Source organism: Aminobacter anthyllidis, from assembly GCF_018555685.1.
GTDB classification, from domain to species: Bacteria; Pseudomonadota; Alphaproteobacteria; order Rhizobiales; family Rhizobiaceae; genus Aminobacter; species Aminobacter anthyllidis.
In genome coordinates this window covers 1-19791 of record NZ_JAFLWW010000013.1, presented here as the reverse complement: position 1 = coordinate 19791, position 19791 = coordinate 1, and the positions used below count along the sequence as shown (strand labels likewise).

The following is a 19791-nucleotide window of genomic DNA, read 5'->3' as shown; positions in this document are numbered from 1 at the left end:
TTCGGGCCTGAACGGCCCAACACGCGACCCTTTCAGCAATTGATATATCTGCGTGCCGATCTGCAGCTCAGGCGCTGTGCATGTCCCGGATCTTCCAACCTTATGCGAGGCTGCCGGCTGCCGGAGCAACTACCATGTGCATGCGAAGGTACTGAAATCTCCCATAAAAACCGGGCAGTATGCCCGCGACCAGCCGGCATGCACAGAAAAATGCAAGCCATGCCAATGGCTTAACGCGTTTCGGGCATGCGCTTTTATCTCGCCGTCCTCTGTCGTTTCGTAAGCGTCCGGTCCTGACACCTGGTTGGCGTAGTGCAAATTCGCAGCAAGTGGGGTTCCTTCGTAGCATGGAGGATCTCCGGTGAATTTGAGACATTTCGAGAACACGGCACGTAAGTCCTTCTGGGTGATTCATGTCGAAGCGTGGCGTCAGAGCGGGTTGACGCGCACAACCTATTGCCGCCATCACCATCTCAACCGGCGTACGTTCGAGCGCTGGTTGACCACCTGATGGGCAAGGAAGCAGCGCGCAAACATGCGGAATCGCAGGCACAATTGCTCCGAGAAGCGTGTCCGCAACAACGCCAGAAAGGGCCGCGTCGGCGTCAACGCCAACGTTTCGGCGTGAGCACGGATGTGCGCAATCGTGCGCTCCGGGCATTCTGGGCCATGCATGTCGAGGCGATGAACTGGAGCGGCATGGGCGTTCGCGAATACGCCGCGGCACTGCATCTTTCGCCCTACGCGCTGCGCCGTTGGCGTGACCGCTTGGAGGATGGCGAGGTTGAGATTGACTGGCGCGCACATCTTCATCCCTCCGCCCGCCCGACCGTTAGCACTAGTGCTAACGGCACGACGTCCGAACGCGGCTTGACAGGTGCCGCGAAGGATGGACCGACGCCGCCCCCACAAGCTGCCAGGCGCTTCTTCAGCGACGAGGAAAAGCGTGCCATCGCGCTGGAGAGCGACCAGCCAGGCGTGAGCGTCTCGGCCGTCGCGCGCAAGCACGGGATCGTCACGGGGATGCTGTTCCGCTGGCGCGTACAGTTCGACGTGGCGCAGAGGAAGCGCGCAAAACTCGTATCCGTGACGCTACCTGACGACATGCCGGCGACGCTGGCCCTGCAGAGGTTCGTGCAACCGCCTGACGGAATGATGGCCGTCGATCTGCCTGACGGGCGGCGCATGTTCGTGCCGGGAGGGTGTGATCCCGATGTGGTGCGCGCACGGATCGACAGCGGAGGGGTGAGCCCATGATGATCGTTCCGGCGGGCGTGAAGGTGCATCTGGCACTGGGGCACACCGACATGCGGAAGGGACTGGACGGGCTCGCCATGCTGGTCCAGGCAACGCTGAAGCAGGACCCGTTCTCGGGTCATCTGTTTGCCTTCCGGGGCAAGAAGGCGTCGCTGCTCAAGATCCTGTTCTGGGACGGCAACGGTCTGTGTCTGTTCACCAAGCGGCTCGACCAGGGCAGCTTCGTGTGGCCGCGTATGGCAGGTTATGACGGCTCGATCACATTGACGCCGGCACAACTCGCAATGCTGATCGAGGGCATCGACTGGCGCGCGCCGGAGCGTGTCTGGAGACCGGCGCTGGCCGGCTGAAAGCGCTCCGCCGATCGACACGGAAACCGCTGGAATCCTTGGGTTCTTGAGCGGTTTGTGGTAGATTCGATCATGTTGATCGACCTCGACAATCTGCCGTCCGATCCAGCACTTTTGCAGCGTCTGCTGCGCGATATGGCAGCTGCTGTCGAGAGCCGCGATGGTGAGATCGAACGCCTCCAATCGATCATCAAGAAGCTCCAGCGGGCGCAGTTCGGACGGCGTTCCGAGCGCCTCGATCCCGATCAACTGGCGCTCGCCCTGGAAGACCTCGATGCCGACATCGCCCGCATCCGAGAGAGCAGACCGAGTATCCTCACGCCGCCAGTGGAGCGGCCATCCCACCGCAAGCCGCTGCCCGATCACCTGCCACGCGAAGACGTACGGCTCGACATCGAAGAAGCGTATTGCGTGTGCTGTGGCGGCGCACTTCATGCGATCGGCGAGAGCGTCAGCGAGATGCTCGACTGGGTCCCGGCGCAGCTTCGCGTGGTCCGCATCACGCGCCCGAAATACGCCTGCCGTGCCTGCGAGACCGTAGCGCAAGTGGCTGCACCGGAGCGGTTGATCGCCGGCGGATTGGCAACGCCGGCGCTTCTGGCGCAGGTGCTGGTCTCCAAATATTGCGATCACACGCCGCTCTACCGGCAATCGCAGATATTCGCCCGGCATGGTGTCGATCTGGCGCGCTCGACGCTGGCTGGATGGGTCGGCGGCGCCTGCTGGTGGCTGGAAGCCCTGCACGAGCGGCTGGTGAAGAACGTGTTCGCCTCCAACCATCTGTTCGCCGACGATACACCGGTGCCGGTGCTCGATCCGGGCCGTGGGCGCACCAAGACGGGGCGGTTGTGGGTCTATGCCCGTGAGCAACGACCCTGGGCCGGACCCGAGCCGCCGGCGGCAGTCTACCTGTTTGCGCCGGACCGAAAGGCCGAGCGCCCGGTATCGCATCTTCAGCACTTCAAGGGCGTGCTGCATGTCGATGGTTATGCCGGCTTTGAACAGCTCACGGCCAGTGGCGACATCGTTCTTGCCGCCTGCTGGGCGCATACCAGGCGCAAGTTCTATGACGTGGTCGAAGCGACGGGGTCGCCCGTGGCAACTGAGGCGCTGCGCCGGATCGGTGAAATCTATGCCGTCGAGGCGGATGTGCGCGGACAGTCGCCGGCTCTGAGGCTTGCGGTGCGGCTGCAGCGATCGAAACCCGTTGTCGCCGCTTTCCACGCCTGGCTGGAAGTACAGCTTCAGCACATCTCCGGACGCAGCACGCTTGCAGAAGCGGTCCGCTATGCGCTGTCGCGTTGGACCGGACTGACCCGATTCCTCACCGATGGCCGCGTCGAGCTCGACACCAACCCCGTCGAGCGGGCCATCCGTCCCGTTGCGCTCGGCCGCAAGAACCACCTGTTCGCCGGCAGCGATGGTGGCGGCGGCCGCTGGGCGATCGTTTGCTCTCTCACCGAAACTGCCAAGCTCAACGATGTCGAGCCCTACGCCTATCTCGCCGACGTACTGCAGCGCATGCTCGACGGGCATCCCGTCAGCGGCCTCGACGAACTCCTGCCATGGGCGTGGAAAGCGGCAAATCCCGTCAAGAGCTGACATCACGTGCAGCCCCCGGACGCATACGTCGTTTCGTAAGCGTCCGGTCCTGACACCTCGTTGGCGTAGTGCAAAATCGCAACATGTGGAGTTCCTTCGTAGCGTGGAGGGTCTCCGGTGAATTTGAGACATTTCGAGAACACGGCGCGTAAGTCCTTCTGGGTGGTTCACGTCGAAGCGTGGCGTCAGAGCGGGTTGGCGCGCACAACCTATTGCCGCCATCATCGTCTCAACCGGCGTACATTCGAGCGCTGGCTTGACCATCTGATGGGCAAGGAAGCAGCGCGCAAACATGCGGAATCGCAGGCACAATTGCTCCGAGAAGCGTGTCCGCAACAACGCCAGAAAGGGCCGCGCCGGCGTCAACGCCAACGTTTTGGCGTGAGCACGGATGTGCGCAATCGTGCGCTCCGGGCGTTCTGGGCAATGCATATCGATGCGATGAACTGGAGCGGCATGGGCGTTCGCGAATACGCCGCGGCACTGCATCTTTCGCCCTACGCGTTGCGCCGTTGGCGTGACCGCTTGGAGGATGGCGAGGTTGAGATCGACTGGCGCGCACATCTTCATCCCTCCGCCCGCCCGACCGTTAGTGATATCACTAACGGCGCAACGTCCGAAAACAGCTTGACAGGGCGTCCCGATGACACTCCCGCGCGCAGCCGCCGGTTTTTTACGGACGCGCAGAAGCTCACCATCGTGCAAGAGAGTGAAGCTGCAGGTGCAACGGTCTCGGCTGTCGCGCGCCGGCACGGGATCGCGACCGGCATCCTGTTTCGTTGGCGCGCGGAATTCGGCGTGACGCTGAAGAAGCAAGCGAAACTGGCATCTGTGACGCTGGCAACGGATACGGCAGCGGCACTCGCGCTGCAGAACCTTGTGCGGCCCCCTGGCGGGATGATGGCAATCGAACTGCCGGATGGGCGGCGTGTCTTTGCACCTGCGGGCAGTGATCCTGTTGCCGTACGAGCGTTCGTCGACAGCAGAGGGACTGCATCATGATGATCGTTCCGGCGGGCGTGAAGGTGCATCTGGCGCTCGGTCACACCGACATCCGCAAGGGGCTGGACGGGCTCGCCATGCTGGTCCAGGCAACGCTGAAGCAGGACCCGTTCTCGGGTCATCTGTTTGCCTTCCGGGGAAAGAAAGCGTCGTTGCTCAAGATCCTGTTCTGGGACGGAAACGGGTTGTGTCTGGTTCACGAAACGGCTCCAAGGCAGCTTCGTGTGGCCACGTATGGCAGGCTATGACGGCTCGATCACACTGACGCCTGCGCATCTCGCAATGCTGATCGACGGCATCGACTGGCGCGCACCCGATCGCGCGCGATCATCCCTACCTGGCGGCGCTGGCGATCGAGCTAGGGCTATCCGGCGAGACCGTCGACTGGCTCTTCATCGCGGCGGGCAAGATCACTTAATAGCCCGCCAGCCAGAAGATGCCGCTAGCCGTACCAAACGCCACGGCAATGTAGAACAGGTCCGTCCAAAGCGGTCCTGCAACGTCGCTCAAATGGTCGATAGGTGCCATGTGATCGACACGAGAGCCCCCAGAACCACGGAGATATACAGCGCGTCTTCGAAGGTCATTGTCGCTGCGAGACGACTTCAGATCGGTCGCCATTTTCGCCTCCCTAAACAGCCCGATTAACTCTCAATATCGAGCAAACGTTCCATGCTCTCCCTGCCTTTTCAGCCGTGGCACCTGACAGAGACTCGCCGGGCGCGGCACCGCCGACCGCTTCGCCGAGTTGCCGAGTGACGCGGGAATTTCTGTCCAAGCTGGACGAGGAAGGCATCGAAACGCTGGACCAAGGCATCCGCCTCGTCCGGGCAACCATGACCGTCGGGCGCTTCGCCCGCTTGATGATCGTCGGCATCCTTGGGCCGTTCGTCGGCGCGTCGATGTTTCTCGACAGCCTGCGCAAGATCATCGCCTGGCTGAACAAGCCGTGATCGCGTCTTGAGGCGTTGCCGCCTCGTAAGTCCGGCGCACCGTATGGGGCCGGCACATAACGGGAGCCTCGTCATCGCAAGATGGCGAGGCTTTTTTCGTTTAGGCGCCAGTTCGACGCTGGTGCCGGCTGATCGACTTGGCGATGGCTCTTTGCTGTTTCGCTGAAACTTTCCGCATGGGCGCGGGCCTTCGAGGCTTACTCGATGTCGGCGGCTTTTGGCCAACGAACGAATAAATCAGCCAGGATATGAACGAGCCGAATACGACGAGTGCAACTAGGCCAGATCCGTCTCGGCCGCGCCGACTTCCTCCAATTCCTCGGCCTCTGCCTCCTCCCCGAGCCAGCGCTGGTGCGGCGACTAGCGCGGCTGGCATTGCAAGCAACGCCCGCCGACTGATCATCCGCACCATGGCCGTTTGACCTTGGGGAGCCAGATGATCGCATGGCCGAGCCTGACGGGTACTAACCTGGCCGGTTTCCTCGACCCGAGCGCCAGCCTTCCGTAGCAGTTCAGGCAATCGCTTTTTGGCCTCCTTGCCAAAGGCGCGGTTGGCGGCAACCACGTAAACTTCCGTTAATAAATCCGATATTCTTAAATATTTAACCACAGCCTGCAACTCTGTTGTTGGGGAGTTACGCTATGAATGAACTTCATTTTGGCGATAATCTTGACGTACTGCGAGCCATGCCTGCAGAATCGGTCGATTTGATCTATCTAGACCCGCCATTTAATTCGAACGCAAATTACAATGTCCTCTATGGTACCAAGCACGGTGGCGCGTCGAAAGCTCAATCCCATGCGTTCGAAGATACCTGGACTTGGGGTATAGACGCGCAACGAGCGTTGGACGAGACGGCAGCGCGCCATTTTGAAGCCGGTGCTTTGCTTGACGCTTTTCAAAAGGTATTCGCCGGCAGCGATATGATGGCGTACCTTGCGATGATGGCTGTTCGCCTGATTGAGATGCGGCGCGTCTTAAAGCCCACCGGATCGCTCTACCTCCACTGTGATCCCACAGCCAGCCACTATCTAAAGTTGATCTTGGACGCGATCTTCACCGTTAGGAACTACCGAAACGAAATCATCTGGAGGCGCACCAGCGCCCATGCAAACGCGAGCCAGCGGGCCGCAGCCGTGCATGACGTTATCTTCCTGTATGGGAAGTCGGATCGAGTTGTGTGGAACCAAATCTATACACCCTATCGCCCCGAATACGTCGCGGAACATTTTGTCCACAAGGACCCCGATGGACGCCTCTTTAGACGGTCGGACTTGGTGAATCCTGCGGTTAGGCCGAATCTTCGTTACGACTATCACGCTAGCAATGGCCGCGTGTACAAGCCTCACTCCAATGGCTGGAAAGTGTCACTCGAAGTCATGCGGCAGCTAGACCGGGAGAACAGGCTCTTTTTCCCCGCGAAGGACGACGCACGGTTGCGAAAGAAGATTTATCTAGACGAGAGCCCGGGTGTAGCAGCTTCCGATGTCTGGGACGACTTGCCGCCTATACATGCCAGCTCACAGGAACGACTGGGGTACCCGACACAGAAGCCTGAGTCACTTTTGGAGCGCATTGTTTCCGCCTCATCAAACAAGGGTGACGTTGTGTTGGATCCATTTTGCGGGTGCGGCACGGCTATTCACGCCGCCGAACAGCTAGGTCGCAAGTGGATTGGTATTGATGTCACCTACCTCGCCATCCACGTCATTGAGGAACGCCTTGTGAAGGCATTCGGCTATAGAATTAAGGGTAGCTATACTCTTTACGGGCGCCCCGAGGATGCCGAAGACGCGAAGGCTCTCGCCGCACGGGATTGGCTCGAATTCCAAAAATGGGCCGTGTTCACGCTTGACGGCTTGCCCAAGGACAGACCTGGCGCTGATGGCGGCATCGACGGCATTATTCGCTATCACCAACTTGGCAAGGACCGTGCTAGCCGCGCGATAGTATCAGTGAAGGGCGGTTTGAACGTAGGCGTGGATGCAATTCACAAACTTAAGTCCGTTGTGAAGCGCGAAGAAGCGGAGATAGGCGTTCTCGTTTGCGTTAATCCTCCGACAGGACCAATGCTTCGCGAGGCCGCATCCGAAGGCGAAACTGGCCCCTCAACGAGGCGCGTCCCAAGGATTCAAATCGTCACTATCGAGCAGCTCTTTCACCCAGCCCCTGTTCTTCTGCCGGGAATGGTAGACCCGCCCGAGGTGCTATCAGCACCGGTGTCGCCGGCCAAACGCGGGCGAAAGCGGGTAGAGGGCCAGACGGAGATGCTTTTCCCAATAGAGGGTACAGCGGAAGCGCAAAAGCGCAAAAGCAATCGACCAATTCGCTCCGTCGATATCGAAGTGACCAGATCGGCCTACACGCGTAAAACCAAATAGGCTATTTCGCCTTTTCGCCTTCGGCATGTGGGGCATGAAACAGTACGATGTCATCGACACCATCACGATCATCCCGGCCCTCAAGCCGATCATGACGTTCAGCTCAGTGCAGAAAGATGGAGAATTCCTCTATCTCTTCAGCCACGACCGTGAGAACACCGAGGACCTTATCGACCCTAGCGAAGCTAAGAACATTTGTGCGTTTCTCACTGAGGCGTCGAAAAAAGTCGAAGCAGAAAAGCCCCCGTTCCGTGAGATCGATCTTCTGGGGAAGATCGGTCGAGATTTTGGGCGAACCTTCAGCCCATACTACGGCTATCACGTTCGCGCTTCCTTCATGCTTCGCAACACGTCGGGCTCCAAGGTTGCAGACTTCTGCGTCGCTCACGAGGACGGAGGCGCTCGGTTGCAAATGATCATGTTCTATCTGCGCGCAGAGACAGTGCTCACGTACCACCTAGCCAAGGATCAGATAGCGAGCTGGTGTGGTTTCGTAGAGAAGCCCATCATCCTGTGAGCTTAGCGACATAGTCGATGTTGTGCTCGGCGAAGCATTTGCAGCCGATCGTATGGCGCGATGCCGTGCCCGGAGCATGCGGATATCTGCCGGGGCGTCAGGGCTCGCTGGCTCCAACTTGCTGACCAGCGTTCCATGCCGGCCGACCACTGGCTGCCGGGTCATATTGAGAAATACCTATCGTCACCCTGCGAACAAGCTAGCTCGGGCGTCGACCGTAGATCCAGCCAAACAAAACTCGCGTTAGGTGGATCGCGGGGCAATCGCGTCGCCATTGGTTAATAGTGATCGATTTTCTTCATGTGAGCTTCAACTCTAGTCAACTGCCGTTAATTTGATTAACGCGGTCATGATAATATTAGAGCAGGGGTAGGAACAGTGACTTACAGGGCTTTCGTGGCATTTTCTGGTGGTGGCGCGAAAGGCATTGTGCACGTCGGCGCTCTAAAGGCTCTTGAGGAGCGTGCTGTTCAATTTGAAGGTTTGTCAGGGACCTCAGCAGGGTCAATTGTTGCTGCATTGGTAGCTGCTGGCTTCAAGGCTGACGAATTAATCGATGGATCAGGCGCGACAATCTTGAACCAGCTCAGTCGTATTGATCCTGATTTGCGCAGTTCCACAGACCTATTCGGCAAAGACGGTTGGAAGCGCGTCAAAATATTCCGGGCCCTTCTACGGATGCCCTTTTCATTTGGTACTCTCCTGATGGCATTTTGGGGGCTGTACTCATTGTTGAGTGCAATAATCTGGTTTTGCTTCCCCAGGTTTGGATTACCTCTTTCTCTACTCGTCTCTGCAGGGTTGGGTTTTTCTTTTTGGTATGCATATCGCACAGTTATCGGCGGCCTAGCCGACTTGACCCGATTTCGCGATGCTCTTGATCGGCTCTTGCAAGAGAAGATATTCCCTCTTGAGCCCCAACGTGTGGTCACGATGGCGGATTTTGGGGTGGCGGGCCGGCCTTCCCTCAAAATAGTTAGCGCTAACCTAACGCGGCGGAGCCTCCACCTATTCTCCGCCGGCCGTACTCCGAAAACGCCGGTTGCGGATGCAGTTGCGGCATCCATATGCTTGCCTGTAATATTCATGCCGTGGAAAATCGATGGAGAACTGCATGTTGACGGAGGAATAGTTTCAAACTTGCCAGCCTGGCCGTTCGATGAAGAGCGGGAGCTTGACCCTGAAGCGTTGACGATCGCCGTTGAGATTGAGGAGCCGCCAAGTCGACAGACCCCTGGGCGATATGGATGGCTGCCTGCCGCCGTGAGGACTGCTTTGTCAGGGTCCGGCGAGTTAAACATCCGGGTGTCGGGACCAGCAGAGCAGTTGGCGCTACCAACCCGACTGGATCTGCTTGATTTTGACGTCACCGCTGAAATGGCCGCCAAGGAGGTTCGAGACGTCGCCGCTGCCGCGGGACTGCGCTTGGACAAGCGGCTCTTTCGTCTACCGGAAATCTACCGAAATGCGTGTCAAGTCGCCCAGGCACTGGTCCTTGACGGACTTGGTATAGCCCCTGGTGGACGAGGGTCGTCTCCTCGCGTTCGAGTCGGCGTTGGCCGTTTGGAGCGAGGTTACGGACGCTCGTTGCGTTTGTCCCATAGCGTCGGTTTTGAAGAGGACGCTGACGAATCGATGCTGGTTCCGTTGGATGGTTCGGTCGCGGGAGCCGCCTGGACGGACAAGCAGAGTATCTTGGAGGTCTATCCGCTTGATGCTACGCGGGACCTCCCTGGTCCGGCAAACCGGCTACGACGAAAGAGCCGCCTTCGCGACTTGGCATGGGTGATGTGTATCCCCATTTTGGACGATGAGACTGGCGAGCCGCGTCTTCTGGTACAGTTGGATGGCAACTCAAAGCTATCGGAAGACGCGAAGACACTGGCAGCCCTAACGAGCGTGGAAGAGGCTGTTAAAGACTTCTTCGGTATGGTATTACATGAATTGAAAGACTTGGAAGACGATCATGGCCTTCAAAAGTAATACGTTCAAGGTTCAGCCGAAACGTAGATCCGTAGCGGGTCAGAGCGCGAAGACGCTGCAGATTCGGCATAAGAAGGCAATAGACAAGGTCGTTGCCGACGCCAAGAGTTTGGCTGAAGATCGTCGTCGAACTCTAGCAGAGATCAGCGATTCCAAGCTTCGAACTAGCGCCGCGCGCTAAGGTGCCATGTCCCGCATGACCTCGTCGATCAGGGCCTGACATGGCGTTTTGGAGCGGCGAGACGCTAAAAGAACGCTTGTCAGAACTCGTAAATCCTGCAGACCCTGAGTGCATTGATTGCGCCGCTTATACTTTAAAAGTGGGGCCTGAGTACTACGTCACGCCGACCGACCGAACTCCCGACCCAAAGTCGGTGTCTTTAAAGACCCTCCAGCTTGGCGAAGCGTTTGCAATTCCACCGGGCCAGTTCGCTTGGGTGCTCACGCATGAGGTAGTCACTGTCCCCAAGAATGCTCTGGCCTTCATCTCCATCCGGGCTCGCATCAAGTGGAAAGGGCTGATCAACGTCTCTGGCTTTCATGTGGATCCGGGATTCTCAGGCCGTCTGACATTCTCGGTCTTCAACGCTGGACCTGTCCCAATTCATCTCCGTCACAATGACCCGACTTTCCTGATCTGGTTTGCGGATATCGACCGTGCAGAGACTGATTATGCTAAGGCTGCAAAAGCTCCGGTAACACAGCTCGACCTTACTGCTTTGAACCAAGTCGCCGGAGAAGTCTATTCGCTCCAAGGTTTGGCGGATCGTATCCGCTCGACTGAGAAGGATTTGAGTAGTCGTATTACTGCTCTTGAGCGAGCAAACGGCGTGTTCGCGGTCGCCGCTGGAGTTGTTCTGGCCCTTGCGGCGGGACTAGCCGTACAGTGGATCGTACGAGAGTTTTCACCGCCGATCATCCCTGTCCCCACATCCGCGCGAGCCGCGTTGCTTGCGCCGCTTTTTTCAGTACAGGGGGGCGAACAGTAGTGAAGCGTACTCAGGAGCTTATGGGTATTGGTCTCGATCTCGTTGACTTAGATCGTTTTAGACTTCTCTATGGCGACGACCTTGAACTCATGGGTCGATGCTTTGCCCAGAGTGAACTAGATGCGGCTGGGACCGGACCGGACCGGCTAACTCGTCTTGCCGCTCGATTCGCGGCTAAAGAGGCCGCATACAAGGCACTTGGAGGGGCGAGCGGTATTGCTCACACGGATATCATAGTGAGTAACAGCAGCTCGGGCGCTCCAACGCTGCTGCTGAAGGGGACCGCTCGGGAGGCGGCGGACTCGAAAGGCGTAGGTATGCTATTGCTCAGCCTCACTCACTCAGATGCAAGCGCCGCCGCGGTCGTTGTCGCGTTGTCCGCTGGGCCTAAGTAAAGGATCTCACGCTTATCTAAGTCTGCGGAAACGCGTCCACCGCCGTGCTTTACTAGCTCACGCCACACAGTAAAACCGTCAAGAACAGCCTTGCGCCAGTAAGACATTGGTTGCGCTGATACCTCAAGATGCTCGCTCATACCCCGAAGCGTGCTAAGTAACGAGTCATCGACGTCAGTGACAGCCTCAAGGTACTTGTGCCGACGAGCGTAGTCGAACGCCACGGCTGCAATCCCTTCCTCTATGACTGCGGCCCGACCGCCATCTTCGACCTCGTCAATTAATGGTACGCTGCGTCGCTTTAGACGGAGGAGGCCGCGCAATACTGGCGACCACCCAAGTATGGCCGCATAAGCAACATGAAAAATGTCGTGAAAGCGGTAGCCGTCGTCATTGTAAGCATTGTCGGTCAGCGCTGCACCGATGAGGCGGCCGTTAATTTCGGTGCGCACTTGGACCTGTGATCCCTCTCGGATTTCCCAGAAGGTGATAACAAACTGACGCGGAAGCCGCTCCGTCTCTTTATACGCTGCGTCAAGGGGGTCGGCACTATTTGCTCGACCATGGAGATCAGAGACTTTGCGGAGATTTTGTTGCGCGACTTCATCAAGGTTCAAGTCGTATTTGCTGGCCAAGTTCGCCACGTACCATAGAATATCGCCAAGCTCTTCGGCGACCCGGTCCACAAAAAGAACGTGACCTGGACCATCGCGTAGCCATTTTTTGTACTCAGCCAACAGTTGACCAGCTTCGCCAGCTAGGCCGAGCATCGGGACTAAATGAGCAGCGTCATCTGCCGTCCCCTGGGAGACGGGCATTTTGTCGGTAAGCAAGGCTTGAGCCTGATAGTCAGAAAGCTTCATCGGTCACCGGAAACAAGTTATCCTGAGGCACTGCGGGAGTGGCGGATAGTATCTTTGCGTTTAGCCCCCATTTTGGTGGGAACCAAGGATGAACGACTTGGGGTTGGGGGCGAAACATCTGCTTGATGCGCGTTCGGCCTGAGAGCCCGACAATGTCCGGATGTGAGACGCGTGTGTATTTGCTGATCTCACAGAATAGGTTTTGACAATCGATTAGCTTGAGCCGACGCCCCCATAGAGAGCGGAACGGAAGCTGGAGACGCTCACACTCGGCTTCCTGCCGGTCCATCATAAAGTTTATGAGGTCAACAGGGTCTGCATCACAAGCGTCAACAAATGTCTTGGCAATGCCATCACGTGCACCAGGCCCGGCAACAACAAATTCAGCTTCGTCATGATCAATGATCGTAGAGTAGTTGAGGTCGATCGCAAGTTGGAACGCAAGAAAATCGCCAAGGGACGGATAGCCCTTCAGAAGCTCAAAAACGCCCTGGAGATTGTTGGTTTGTAGAAGCCGAGGAACAAAGTCGCCTTTCATCATCAAGTCGATCAAACGCAAATGGCCACGGTGCTTGACACTGGTGGAATCGAGCGCGACAGGTGGCATTATATAGGCACCAGAATAGAGCTTGCGACCGGCGGAGGCAGCACTGCTCAAGACTTGATCATAACGTCCCATATCAAAGCTCTGCCAATGAAGCGGACCTATTTTTCGTTCAAGCAGTTGCCATGTCGAAATTTTGTTAAACAATTTGAACAACAGGATGCGAAAGACAACCTCGTTAGGTACATCGGGGTAAGAGCGGCTATATATGACGTGACGAATTAGAAACTGGCTGACCCGATCAGACGCGCGATAGGCGTTTGTGAATTTATATTGCTGAAGAATTGGATCATCTGTCCAAGGTGACGACGCCCCTTCAATTCGTCGAAAGTAGACTGCTTGGCGCTCGGTAGCGAACCGCCAGTAGAGATCGAATATGGGCGTCTTCTGGAGCGCCGACGCACGCAGTATTGGCCGACGCCTCGATGGTTTGCCGATGGTCACGCCGCTACCTTTGCACCTTGTGGCGCGTCCAAGTGTGGGCGAACCACTTTTAGTAGTGCCTGGAGGTCTGCGTCGGACTTGGCAATGTCCATCTGAGCGACCCCCACAAAAATATTCAGTTGCTCAAACCGCAGTTTCATCTCGTGGGCCATGAATGCGCCGAGGCGCGAGAGGCCGAGATAGTTTCCGTAAGCCTTCCGTGCGATCTGCTGTGTGGCGTAAAAGCCATTCATGGCCAAAGCGCCATTGTTGCAGACAAAACTCACTTGCTGCAGGCATGGAAACTCTAAAAGGCTTGCGGCCGAATAGTCTCGAGTGGGGTCAAACGTAGTAGCTTGAAACTTGGACGTCCGGCGGGCCTTCGGGTGAGCATCGTAGTCGTCCAGCATCCATTTCAGTTGGTTCGGGCCTTTGCCCCCCCCATTCAGGTCTACAAGGCGCTGAAAATATGATCCCCGCTTGTTGTTGCGAGGATTAAATTCTTGAACTCGCTGGAAACTCTCGATGAAAAGCTCGAAGAAAGCATCGCGATTCCCATCGGCAAGTTCAAGATAGCGCTGCGGGAAAATGGTCCAAGCGACGTTCTCTGTGTCTTTCCGTCCTTGGGCATCTAAGAAGGCGTCAACCGCATCGCGAATTGCCGGAACTTCTGCTGCCTTTCCCCGATTATCGAAACCGGTGATGGTCAACGTCAAGGGAGCTAGGCGGTTTACTCCCGGTTTGCACAATTCGCTTAGTACCCTAGCCCAGCCCAGCGAAAGGTTGTCGGCCGTGATAACCACGGGGCGTACATCAGTTGTTTTCATCTGGATCCTCCAAGAAGCGATTGCCGGCAGGCCCTTCATACAGTTTGGGCATGACCCGCACCTCAAAAGCTTGGTTTTCACGGGTGATTGATGCACATCCCCGTTTCGCTGCACGGTAGACTTCATACTCCGCCGAGGTCCGGATGTGTTCCAGAGCAACACCGTCAGCGCGAGCATCAAGTGGCAGCAAGATGGCGGCACCTTTCTCAACGTCGAAAGTTGCGGCTCTCGCATGACAGTCAACAACAATTAGCGAGTCGTATTCTTCGCTAAGGAGCAGACGACGAACACGTTGCGGCGACCACTTTCCTAACTCGGTTCGGGTAGTTCCATTGATTTCCCGCAATGTGTAGCTGAGGTGATTGAGAAGCGTGAGATAGCCGACGCCGAACTCACATGCGACGACAAACAGTTCGACCGGGGTCGGGGCTGCGATATTCCAACCACGTCTCGCGAAGGCTCCGCGTATTCCAGCTGTAGGCATAAGAAAGAATGCGGCTACACCGTTGGCGAGCACCTCTTCAGGTTTGTTCGACTCCGAACGCTCGTCCTCCTTTAGTTCGTCCATGGTCGATCCATGGCCAAACCAGTGATGGCCGAGTTCGTGTGCGCAAGTAAATGCACGTCGCGGCACAGGTCGAAGGCCGGACAAGAGGATGCGCCCGGGCGGCCCCTTGAAATAAAAGCCTTCCATACTTGCCCCTAGAAACACCACCTTGACGCTGAGTTTAGCCGCAGCGACGTATGGATCTGCCGGATCAAACTGATCGAAGCCCGTGGCGTCCCGCAAATCGGCAGCTGCCTGCATTGCGTTGCGTAGCAGTGCTTTCCGATCAATCAGCATTCGATCCATCAGTTAGCGCCCTCATCATCACCCGCCCTAAGAGCAGCCAACGCTTTGAGAAGCTTGTTGAGAGAATCGGGTGACAGTTTTTGCAACTCACGCGCGGCAAGTTGTAGACGTGGGTCGTTGACAGCCAATGTGTCGGGCGCGTCGCCTACCAAGTAGGCAACACTGACGTCATAGATCTTCGCGAAGTGGCTCAATTCCTCCGCGCTGACCCGTCGGTTTCCAGCTTCAATTTCTGACACCGACGGACGATGGAGGTTCATCTGCTGCGCGACCTGTCCCTGGCTCAAGCCAGAGAGGCGTCGCGCCTCTTTCAGACGGGCCGCTATCGCCTTACGATGATCTTGATCTTCCATGCTACGCTGCCACCTTTGCCGGGGCTTTCGACTGCGCTTTTTTACAAATCAGTGCTGCGGTCTGTTCAATGGTCAAAAGAGGTGATCCATTCTCTCCACCAAAAATGTGAACGTCATTAGGAATGGTAACGCCGAGCTTCCGGGCTACCATCGTCGTTGCGACGGGCCATACAGTGCTGTCGAACTTCGGCAACACCTTCGGAGGGATAACTCCGCCATCCAGAGGCGGGCAGGCTAGGCCGCTGAGGGTCTGTATCTCCCCCAGGACTGAAATTAAAGCGTTCTTCGCATCGTCGAGCGTCATAATGACCTCCGCTTGTGGATGTAAGATAATCTTACATATCGGTAAGGACAAGAGGGGGTGCTAAAATTTGTGTCGGCCCGTGAGGGAATGCACTCGCGGCGGCTACCGAGCGCTCTCGCCGCCATTGGTGCGCGTCCACAGCAGGTCATCGTTGCCGCCGGCAAGTTTGCTTGCGCTAGGCCAAGTCTCAAAAGGGGCTGCTCTTCGAATGGCCATTTCAGCCAGATGTTTCCGGTAACGGACCGTAGACAGCACACCGTTGCTCACACGACCGCGACCTCCACAAGGGTCGCCAACAATGTCTGCTGTCAGGCAAAGGCACAACGGTCATCTCAATGGCCGACATGGTGCGCATTCCCGCCATACCAGGCCGCACGTATTTTTGTGGCAATCATTCGACCGAAAGCGATTCAAACTTTTCCGCCCCCGAACGCCGCCGTTTCTACGCTCTTCTGCGCGCGGGCCGGCCTCTACCAGATGCAAGGGCGTACGTTCGGCGGCTATAGCGTATTGCGGAGGGTAATCGGCGGGTGAGAAAATGGTCGCAATGTTGGCGCGGAGCAATGCCTAAATAGGAACCCTCTCCGGGCTTTACGTGCTCTTCGGTTCTGAGTTTCGAGCCAGCCGTACGCCTGGCCCGCCACCATTTGCAGGAATGAACTTAATGCCAGCGGCCTCGAAAGCCAGCCGAATTGCATCGACCGTCGAACTCTTTAGCTGTTCGCCACGTTCAAGACGGGCGATCGTATCAGGCGATACCTCCGCGTTTCGAGCAAGGTCTCGCGTTCCCCATCCCAGCGCGACGCGCCATATCACATTGAAGTGCAGCCAGTCTTTCGAACACCTGAACGTCTCTGACGCCGGCCGTCAACGTGGCACTATTTAGGAATTAGTCCGCTTTCTACCAAACGACGAATAGCCTCAGATCGCGTGGGTAAATCAGGTTGGTTACGACGCCATTCGTCGATCCGCGCCAGGAGTTCGCTGGAGAGCCGCAACTCAAAGCGTTCAGTTTTCATTTCCGAGGAGCTAGGCGTGTTTGACAATATGTGCGTCCGTAATGTACGGTATGTACGTAAAAAGTTACTATCTTGCAGCCGAGCGAAGTGCTCCAACACGCCGCTCGGCCTGACCATAACCTAAGCTGTTGAGGAGCTCGGATCATGGCTGATTCCGACCATAGCATGAGTTTGGCCTGCGTCACGCGGCGGATGGCGCTTGCGGGATGGGTTGTTGGTGCGACCGGATGGACGTTTGGCCGCAAGGCGTCGGCTCACACCGCTGAGAGTACAGGTGCGACCTCCGACCCTGCGATGGAACTGTGGCGCGATTGGAATGCTGCATATGATCAAGCAATGTGGCGCTGTGACCGGCTGCAGGAACTCGAGGCAGCACTTGCCGAACGGGTCGATGCGCTTTGGACGGTTGTGAGCATCCCTGGCGGCGAGGAGACCATCGTTTGCTCGAAGATGGCGCTGGACCGGATTATCGGCGAGCGGACCGACATGGCGGCTATCCGCGCCAAGGCCGAAGCTGAACTCGACGCGCGACAAGCACATTTCGAGGTGGTTGCGACGGAGATCGGCTATTTCGAGGGACTAAGGGCTGAGCAGGCAGGCTTTGCAAGGGTCGCGGCGCTGCTGGAGGCGCTTTCCGGGACGCCCGCCGTCTCGCTTTCAGGCGTTGTGGGCAAGCTCGATGCGGTGTTGCGCAACGGCGCGGACTGGGAAGATCGTTCGGCATTTCCCTGGCCACAAATCCGCTCGGCGCGCGAGGATCTGATGCGGATCGGGCGCCAGCTGACACCGCATGCGTTTTTCCCGGGCGGGTAGACGGTGAGGCTCGCCTCTCCCCTGCACTACCGGACAATTCGCCGGGTGGCTTCATTGCATGTGGCTTCACGGCGGAGCCGGTCAAGGTCAAGGCGGGTTGGCGCCAAGGCCCTGACCGGCGTTTCCAGCGTCGTGACAGTCGGCATCCTGCGTCTGCTTAGGAGAGGGCGCCGAATGCAGGTCATTGCGCTCCACGTTGCTACGACCGCATTTTCCCCCTTCCCGGCCGGTCAATCTGGCAGCTTCATCTTCGCTTCGACACAACGAAGCGAGGAAGCCTATGACAGACGACAACGTGACGGCGGCCGACGCGCGGCACTCTCCGAGCACCGACAGGCCCAAAACCCATCCGGCGATCCTGGCTCTCGCTTGGCTGATCGGGCGGGGCATGGCACGCGAGCGCTTCGCAAACGCAACGGACGCCAAAGACGCTCCCAACTCTCACGCGGCCAAGGCAGAACCACCGGGCGAAAGAGCCGGCGACGGCAATTCCGACACCAGCTAGACCGAGAGCATTGTTCATGACCATGCGCGTAGCACTTTATGCCCGCTACTCTTCCGACCAGCAGCGGGCAGCCTCGATCGAGGACCAGTTCCGGCTCTGCCGCGAACATGCGGCGCGCGAAGACTGGGAGATCGCCGGCACCTACCAGGATGCCGGCATTTCCGGAGCAAGCCAGATCCTGAGGCCCGGCATCCAGAAATTGGTCCGCGACGCCCAATGCGGGTTGTTCCAGTTGGTGTTGGCCGAGGCCCTCGACCGCATTTCGCGCGACCAGGCCGACATCGCAACACTCTACAAACATTTGAAGTTCGCCGGCGTGCCGATCGTCACTCTCGCAGAGGGCGCGATCTCCGAACTGCATGTCGGCCTCAAGGGCACGATGAACGCCTTGTTTCTCGGCGATCTCGCCATGAGGACCCGGCGCGGATTGCGCGGCCGCGTAGAACTCGGCAAGTCCGGCGGCGGGCTGTGTTACGGCTATCGTGTCGTCAGGCGCCTCGGCGAGCGCGGCGAACAGGTTAAGGGTGACCGCGAGATCGACACTGCTCAGGCAGAGGTTGTGCGCCGCATCTACCGGGAGTTTGCCGCAGGCATCAGTCCGCGCGCGATCGCCAAGAAGCTCAACGACCAGGGTATATCAGGACCCGCGGGCAAGCTGTGGAACGACACCACGATCCGCGGTCATGTCAGGCGCGGCACCGGCATCATCAACAATGAACTCTACGTCGGTCGGCTGATGTGGAACCGCCAGCGCTATGTGAAGGATCCCGCCACCGGCAAGCGCGTCTCCCGCCTTAATCCGGAGAGCGAATGGATCGTCACCGACGTGCCGGAGTTGCGCATCGTGGGCGACGAACTCTGGCAAGCGGTCAAGGCGCGCCAGAGCGAGATCGCCGATAGGCTCGTCAACCTGACCGAGGCGGCCCAAGCTCACCACCAGCGCAACCGGCTGAACAGCGCCCGCCGGCCGAAGTCATTGCTCTCGGGGCTTGTCTTTTGCGGGTGCTGCGAGGGGCCCTATTCCTTGCGCAGCGTCGACCGCTTCGCCTGCTCCAGCCACACCAGCAATGGCTCATGTCCGAACAAGCGCACCATAGCGCGGAGCGAACTGGAACAGCGAGTGCTCGCCGGCCTGAAGAACAGGATGATGGCGCCGGAGGCAGCCGCGGTTGCGATGAGGGCCTATGCCGAGGAGACCAACCGTCTCAACCGAGAACGCCGCGCGAATGCCGACGGCTGGAACGCAGAGCTTGTTAAGGTCGAGAAGCAGATCCGCAGCATCATCGAAGCGATCAAGGCCGGGATGTTTCATGTGAGCATGAAGGCCGAGATGGACGCGCTCGAGGCGCGCAAGGCCGATCTCACGAACCAGCTTGCCGCAGCTCCTCAAGACAAGCCGGACCTGCTGCCGAGCATATCGTCACTTTATGCGCGGAAGGTCGCGCAGCTGACCGAGGCGCTCAACCATCCAGACGACCGGCCGCAAGCCGCAGCAGCGCTGCGGTCGTTGATCGAGAAGATCGTTCTGACACCTGGCGCAAAGCGCGGCGAGATCGACGCTACGCTGTATGGGGAACTGGGCACGATCCTGAACTGGACCAAGCGACAGGTTGTTGGGCCTGCAAACAAAAACACTCCCGGAGCAGGGCTCACGGGAGTGTCGTTATCAATGGTTGCGGGGACAGGATTTGAACCTGTGACCTTCAGGTTATGAGCCTGACGAGCTACCGGGCTGCTCCACCCCGCGCCACCATTTTCGCAAGCTGGGCCTGCGGAAGTTTTCGGCTTTCGCCAGAA

General features: G+C 58.1%; 22 protein-coding genes and 1 tRNA gene. 15 read left to right on the top strand and 8 right to left on the bottom strand.

What is annotated here, in order from left to right; genetic code table 11:
- The first annotated feature begins 361 nt into the window (after window positions 1–361).
- The 6 genes from tnpA (J1C56_RS33820) (at window position 362) to tnpB (J1C56_RS29265) (ending at window position 4459) form a co-directional block, all read left to right on the top strand.
- On the top strand, window positions 362–511 hold the full coding sequence (gene tnpA / locus J1C56_RS33820) for an IS66 family insertion sequence element accessory protein TnpA (protein WP_420797442.1): 150 nt from the start codon (window positions 362–364) through the stop codon (window positions 509–511).
- Window positions 511–1257: an IS66-like element accessory protein TnpA gene (tnpA, locus tag J1C56_RS29285; RefSeq protein ID WP_214393464.1), complete on the top strand. Its 747-nt coding sequence runs from the start codon at window positions 511–513 to the stop codon at window positions 1255–1257. The genes tnpA (J1C56_RS33820) and tnpA (J1C56_RS29285) overlap by 1 nt, the downstream gene beginning before the upstream one ends.
- On the top strand, window positions 1254–1607 hold the full coding sequence (tnpB, locus tag J1C56_RS29280; RefSeq protein WP_214393463.1) for an IS66 family insertion sequence element accessory protein TnpB: 354 nt from the start codon (window positions 1254–1256) through the stop codon (window positions 1605–1607). Before tnpA (J1C56_RS29285) ends, tnpB (J1C56_RS29280) begins: the two co-directional genes overlap by 4 nt.
- A gap of 72 nt (window positions 1608–1679) precedes the next feature.
- Window positions 1680–3209, top strand: a complete 1530-nt coding sequence (gene tnpC / locus J1C56_RS29275) for an IS66 family transposase (protein ID WP_214393462.1) — start codon at window positions 1680–1682, stop codon at window positions 3207–3209.
- Window positions 3210–3326: 117 nt separating this feature from the next.
- The gene (gene tnpA / locus J1C56_RS33815; RefSeq protein ID WP_214393461.1) at window positions 3327–4211 is read left to right on the top strand and encodes an IS66-like element accessory protein TnpA; all 885 of its coding nucleotides are present in this window, start codon (window positions 3327–3329) and stop codon (window positions 4209–4211) included.
- A complete protein-coding gene (tnpB, locus tag J1C56_RS29265; protein ID WP_420797441.1) occupies window positions 4208–4459 on the top strand; it encodes an IS66 family insertion sequence element accessory protein TnpB in 252 nt (83 codons plus the stop codon). Before tnpA (J1C56_RS33815) ends, tnpB (J1C56_RS29265) begins: the two co-directional genes overlap by 4 nt.
- A gap of 166 nt (window positions 4460–4625) precedes the next feature.
- Here the strand turns inward: tnpB (J1C56_RS29265) and J1C56_RS29260 are convergent, their stop codons facing one another.
- Window positions 4626–4832: a hypothetical protein gene (locus J1C56_RS29260; protein ID WP_214393609.1), complete on the bottom strand. Its 207-nt coding sequence runs from the start codon at window positions 4830–4832 to the stop codon at window positions 4626–4628.
- 134 nt (window positions 4833–4966) lie between these two features.
- On the opposite strand from J1C56_RS29260, the gene J1C56_RS29255 reads away from it, so the two are divergent.
- The 6 genes from J1C56_RS29255 to J1C56_RS33810 all read left to right on the top strand — a co-directional run bounded on the left by J1C56_RS29255 (window position 4967) and on the right by J1C56_RS33810 (window position 11430).
- Window positions 4967–5164, top strand: coding sequence for a hypothetical protein (locus J1C56_RS29255; protein ID WP_214393460.1), 198 nt, complete (start codon window positions 4967–4969; stop codon window positions 5162–5164).
- 642 nt (window positions 5165–5806) lie between these two features.
- Window positions 5807–7546 carry a site-specific DNA-methyltransferase gene (locus J1C56_RS29250; RefSeq protein WP_214393459.1) on the top strand — a complete coding sequence of 580 codons (1740 nt, stop codon included), beginning with the start codon at window positions 5807–5809 and terminating at the stop codon, window positions 7544–7546.
- A 34-nt stretch (window positions 7547–7580) separates the two neighbouring features.
- On the top strand, window positions 7581–8063 hold the full coding sequence (locus J1C56_RS29245) for a hypothetical protein (protein ID WP_214393458.1): 483 nt from the start codon (window positions 7581–7583) through the stop codon (window positions 8061–8063).
- A gap of 378 nt (window positions 8064–8441) precedes the next feature.
- Entirely contained in the window at window positions 8442–10046 is a 1605-nt protein-coding gene (locus tag J1C56_RS29240) for a patatin-like phospholipase family protein (RefSeq protein ID WP_214393457.1), read from the top strand.
- Window positions 10047–10267: 221 nt separating this feature from the next.
- Entirely contained in the window at window positions 10268–11035 is a 768-nt protein-coding gene (locus J1C56_RS29235; protein WP_214393456.1) for a dCTP deaminase domain-containing protein, read from the top strand.
- Window positions 11036–11055: 20 nt separating this feature from the next.
- Entirely contained in the window at window positions 11056–11430 is a 375-nt protein-coding gene (locus J1C56_RS33810; protein WP_420797446.1) for a 4'-phosphopantetheinyl transferase superfamily protein, read from the top strand.
- On the opposite strand, the gene J1C56_RS29225 is transcribed toward J1C56_RS33810, so the two are convergent.
- Genes J1C56_RS29225 through J1C56_RS29200 form a run of 6 tightly spaced genes read right to left on the bottom strand, consistent with a single transcriptional unit; the run spans window position 11373 to window position 15657 of the window.
- Window positions 11373–12293 carry a nucleoside triphosphate pyrophosphohydrolase family protein gene (locus J1C56_RS29225; protein ID WP_214393454.1) on the bottom strand — a complete coding sequence of 307 codons (921 nt, stop codon included), beginning with the start codon at window positions 12291–12293 and terminating at the stop codon, window positions 11373–11375. The two genes, J1C56_RS33810 and J1C56_RS29225, sit on opposite strands and share 58 nt — an antisense overlap.
- Window positions 12280–13341: a nucleotide kinase domain-containing protein gene (locus J1C56_RS29220; RefSeq protein WP_338001526.1), complete on the bottom strand. Its 1062-nt coding sequence runs from the start codon at window positions 13339–13341 to the stop codon at window positions 12280–12282. Before J1C56_RS29220 ends, J1C56_RS29225 begins: the two co-directional genes overlap by 14 nt.
- Window positions 13338–14147: a thymidylate synthase family protein gene (locus J1C56_RS29215; protein ID WP_214393453.1), complete on the bottom strand. Its 810-nt coding sequence runs from the start codon at window positions 14145–14147 to the stop codon at window positions 13338–13340. The genes J1C56_RS29220 and J1C56_RS29215 overlap by 4 nt, the downstream gene beginning before the upstream one ends.
- Entirely contained in the window at window positions 14134–15000 is an 867-nt protein-coding gene (locus J1C56_RS29210; RefSeq protein WP_214393452.1) for an ImmA/IrrE family metallo-endopeptidase, read from the bottom strand. The genes J1C56_RS29215 and J1C56_RS29210 overlap by 14 nt, the downstream gene beginning before the upstream one ends.
- Window positions 15000–15353: a helix-turn-helix domain-containing protein gene (locus tag J1C56_RS29205; protein ID WP_214393451.1), complete on the bottom strand. Its 354-nt coding sequence runs from the start codon at window positions 15351–15353 to the stop codon at window positions 15000–15002. The genes J1C56_RS29210 and J1C56_RS29205 overlap by 1 nt, the downstream gene beginning before the upstream one ends.
- 1 nt (window position 15354) lies before the next feature.
- Complete coding sequence (locus J1C56_RS29200) at window positions 15355–15657, bottom strand: hypothetical protein (RefSeq protein WP_214393450.1); 303 nt, start codon at window positions 15655–15657, stop codon at window positions 15355–15357.
- A 1163-nt stretch (window positions 15658–16820) separates the two neighbouring features.
- Between J1C56_RS29200 and J1C56_RS29195 the strand changes: the two genes are divergently transcribed.
- The 3 genes from J1C56_RS29195 (at window position 16821) to J1C56_RS29185 (ending at window position 19708) form a co-directional block, all read left to right on the top strand.
- Complete coding sequence (locus J1C56_RS29195; RefSeq protein ID WP_214393449.1) at window positions 16821–17489, top strand: hypothetical protein; 669 nt, start codon at window positions 16821–16823, stop codon at window positions 17487–17489.
- A 280-nt stretch (window positions 17490–17769) separates the two neighbouring features.
- Complete coding sequence (locus J1C56_RS29190) at window positions 17770–17994, top strand: hypothetical protein (RefSeq protein WP_214393448.1); 225 nt, start codon at window positions 17770–17772, stop codon at window positions 17992–17994.
- A 16-nt stretch (window positions 17995–18010) separates the two neighbouring features.
- Window positions 18011–19708, top strand: coding sequence for a recombinase family protein (locus J1C56_RS29185; protein WP_338001531.1), 1698 nt, complete (start codon window positions 18011–18013; stop codon window positions 19706–19708).
- Here J1C56_RS29185 and J1C56_RS29180 read toward each other — a convergent pair.
- Window positions 19665–19741 (bottom strand) — tRNA-Met (locus J1C56_RS29180). The two genes, J1C56_RS29185 and J1C56_RS29180, sit on opposite strands and share 44 nt — an antisense overlap.
- Window positions 19742–19791: the final 50 nt, after the last annotated feature.

Coding starts and splice junctions, on each gene's coding strand:
- tnpA (WP_214393464.1), top strand. CDS start 511: ATGGGCAAGGAAGCAGCGCGCAAACATGCGGAATCGCAGGCACAATTG.
- tnpB (WP_214393463.1), top strand. CDS start 1,254: ATGATGATCGTTCCGGCGGGCGTGAAGGTGCATCTGGCACTGGGGCAC.
- tnpC (WP_214393462.1), top strand. CDS start 1,680: ATGTTGATCGACCTCGACAATCTGCCGTCCGATCCAGCACTTTTGCAG.
- tnpB (WP_420797441.1), top strand. CDS start 4,208: ATGATGATCGTTCCGGCGGGCGTGAAGGTGCATCTGGCGCTCGGTCAC.
- J1C56_RS29260 (WP_214393609.1), bottom strand. CDS start 4,832: ATGGCGACCGATCTGAAGTCGTCTCGCAGCGACAATGACCTTCGAAGA.
- J1C56_RS29250 (WP_214393459.1), top strand. CDS start 5,807: ATGAATGAACTTCATTTTGGCGATAATCTTGACGTACTGCGAGCCATG.
- J1C56_RS29245 (WP_214393458.1), top strand. CDS start 7,581: ATGAAACAGTACGATGTCATCGACACCATCACGATCATCCCGGCCCTC.
- J1C56_RS29235 (WP_214393456.1), top strand. CDS start 10,268: ATGGCGTTTTGGAGCGGCGAGACGCTAAAAGAACGCTTGTCAGAACTC.
- J1C56_RS33810 (WP_420797446.1), top strand. CDS start 11,056: ATGGGTATTGGTCTCGATCTCGTTGACTTAGATCGTTTTAGACTTCTC.
- J1C56_RS29225 (WP_214393454.1), bottom strand. CDS start 12,293: ATGAAGCTTTCTGACTATCAGGCTCAAGCCTTGCTTACCGACAAAATG.
- J1C56_RS29215 (WP_214393453.1), bottom strand. CDS start 14,147: ATGAAAACAACTGATGTACGCCCCGTGGTTATCACGGCCGACAACCTT.
- J1C56_RS29210 (WP_214393452.1), bottom strand. CDS start 15,000: ATGGATCGAATGCTGATTGATCGGAAAGCACTGCTACGCAACGCAATG.
- J1C56_RS29205 (WP_214393451.1), bottom strand. CDS start 15,353: ATGGAAGATCAAGATCATCGTAAGGCGATAGCGGCCCGTCTGAAAGAG.
- J1C56_RS29200 (WP_214393450.1), bottom strand. CDS start 15,657: ATGACGCTCGACGATGCGAAGAACGCTTTAATTTCAGTCCTGGGGGAG.
- J1C56_RS29195 (WP_214393449.1), top strand. CDS start 16,821: ATGGCTGATTCCGACCATAGCATGAGTTTGGCCTGCGTCACGCGGCGG.
- J1C56_RS29190 (WP_214393448.1), top strand. CDS start 17,770: ATGACAGACGACAACGTGACGGCGGCCGACGCGCGGCACTCTCCGAGC.
- J1C56_RS29185 (WP_338001531.1), top strand. CDS start 18,011: ATGACCATGCGCGTAGCACTTTATGCCCGCTACTCTTCCGACCAGCAG.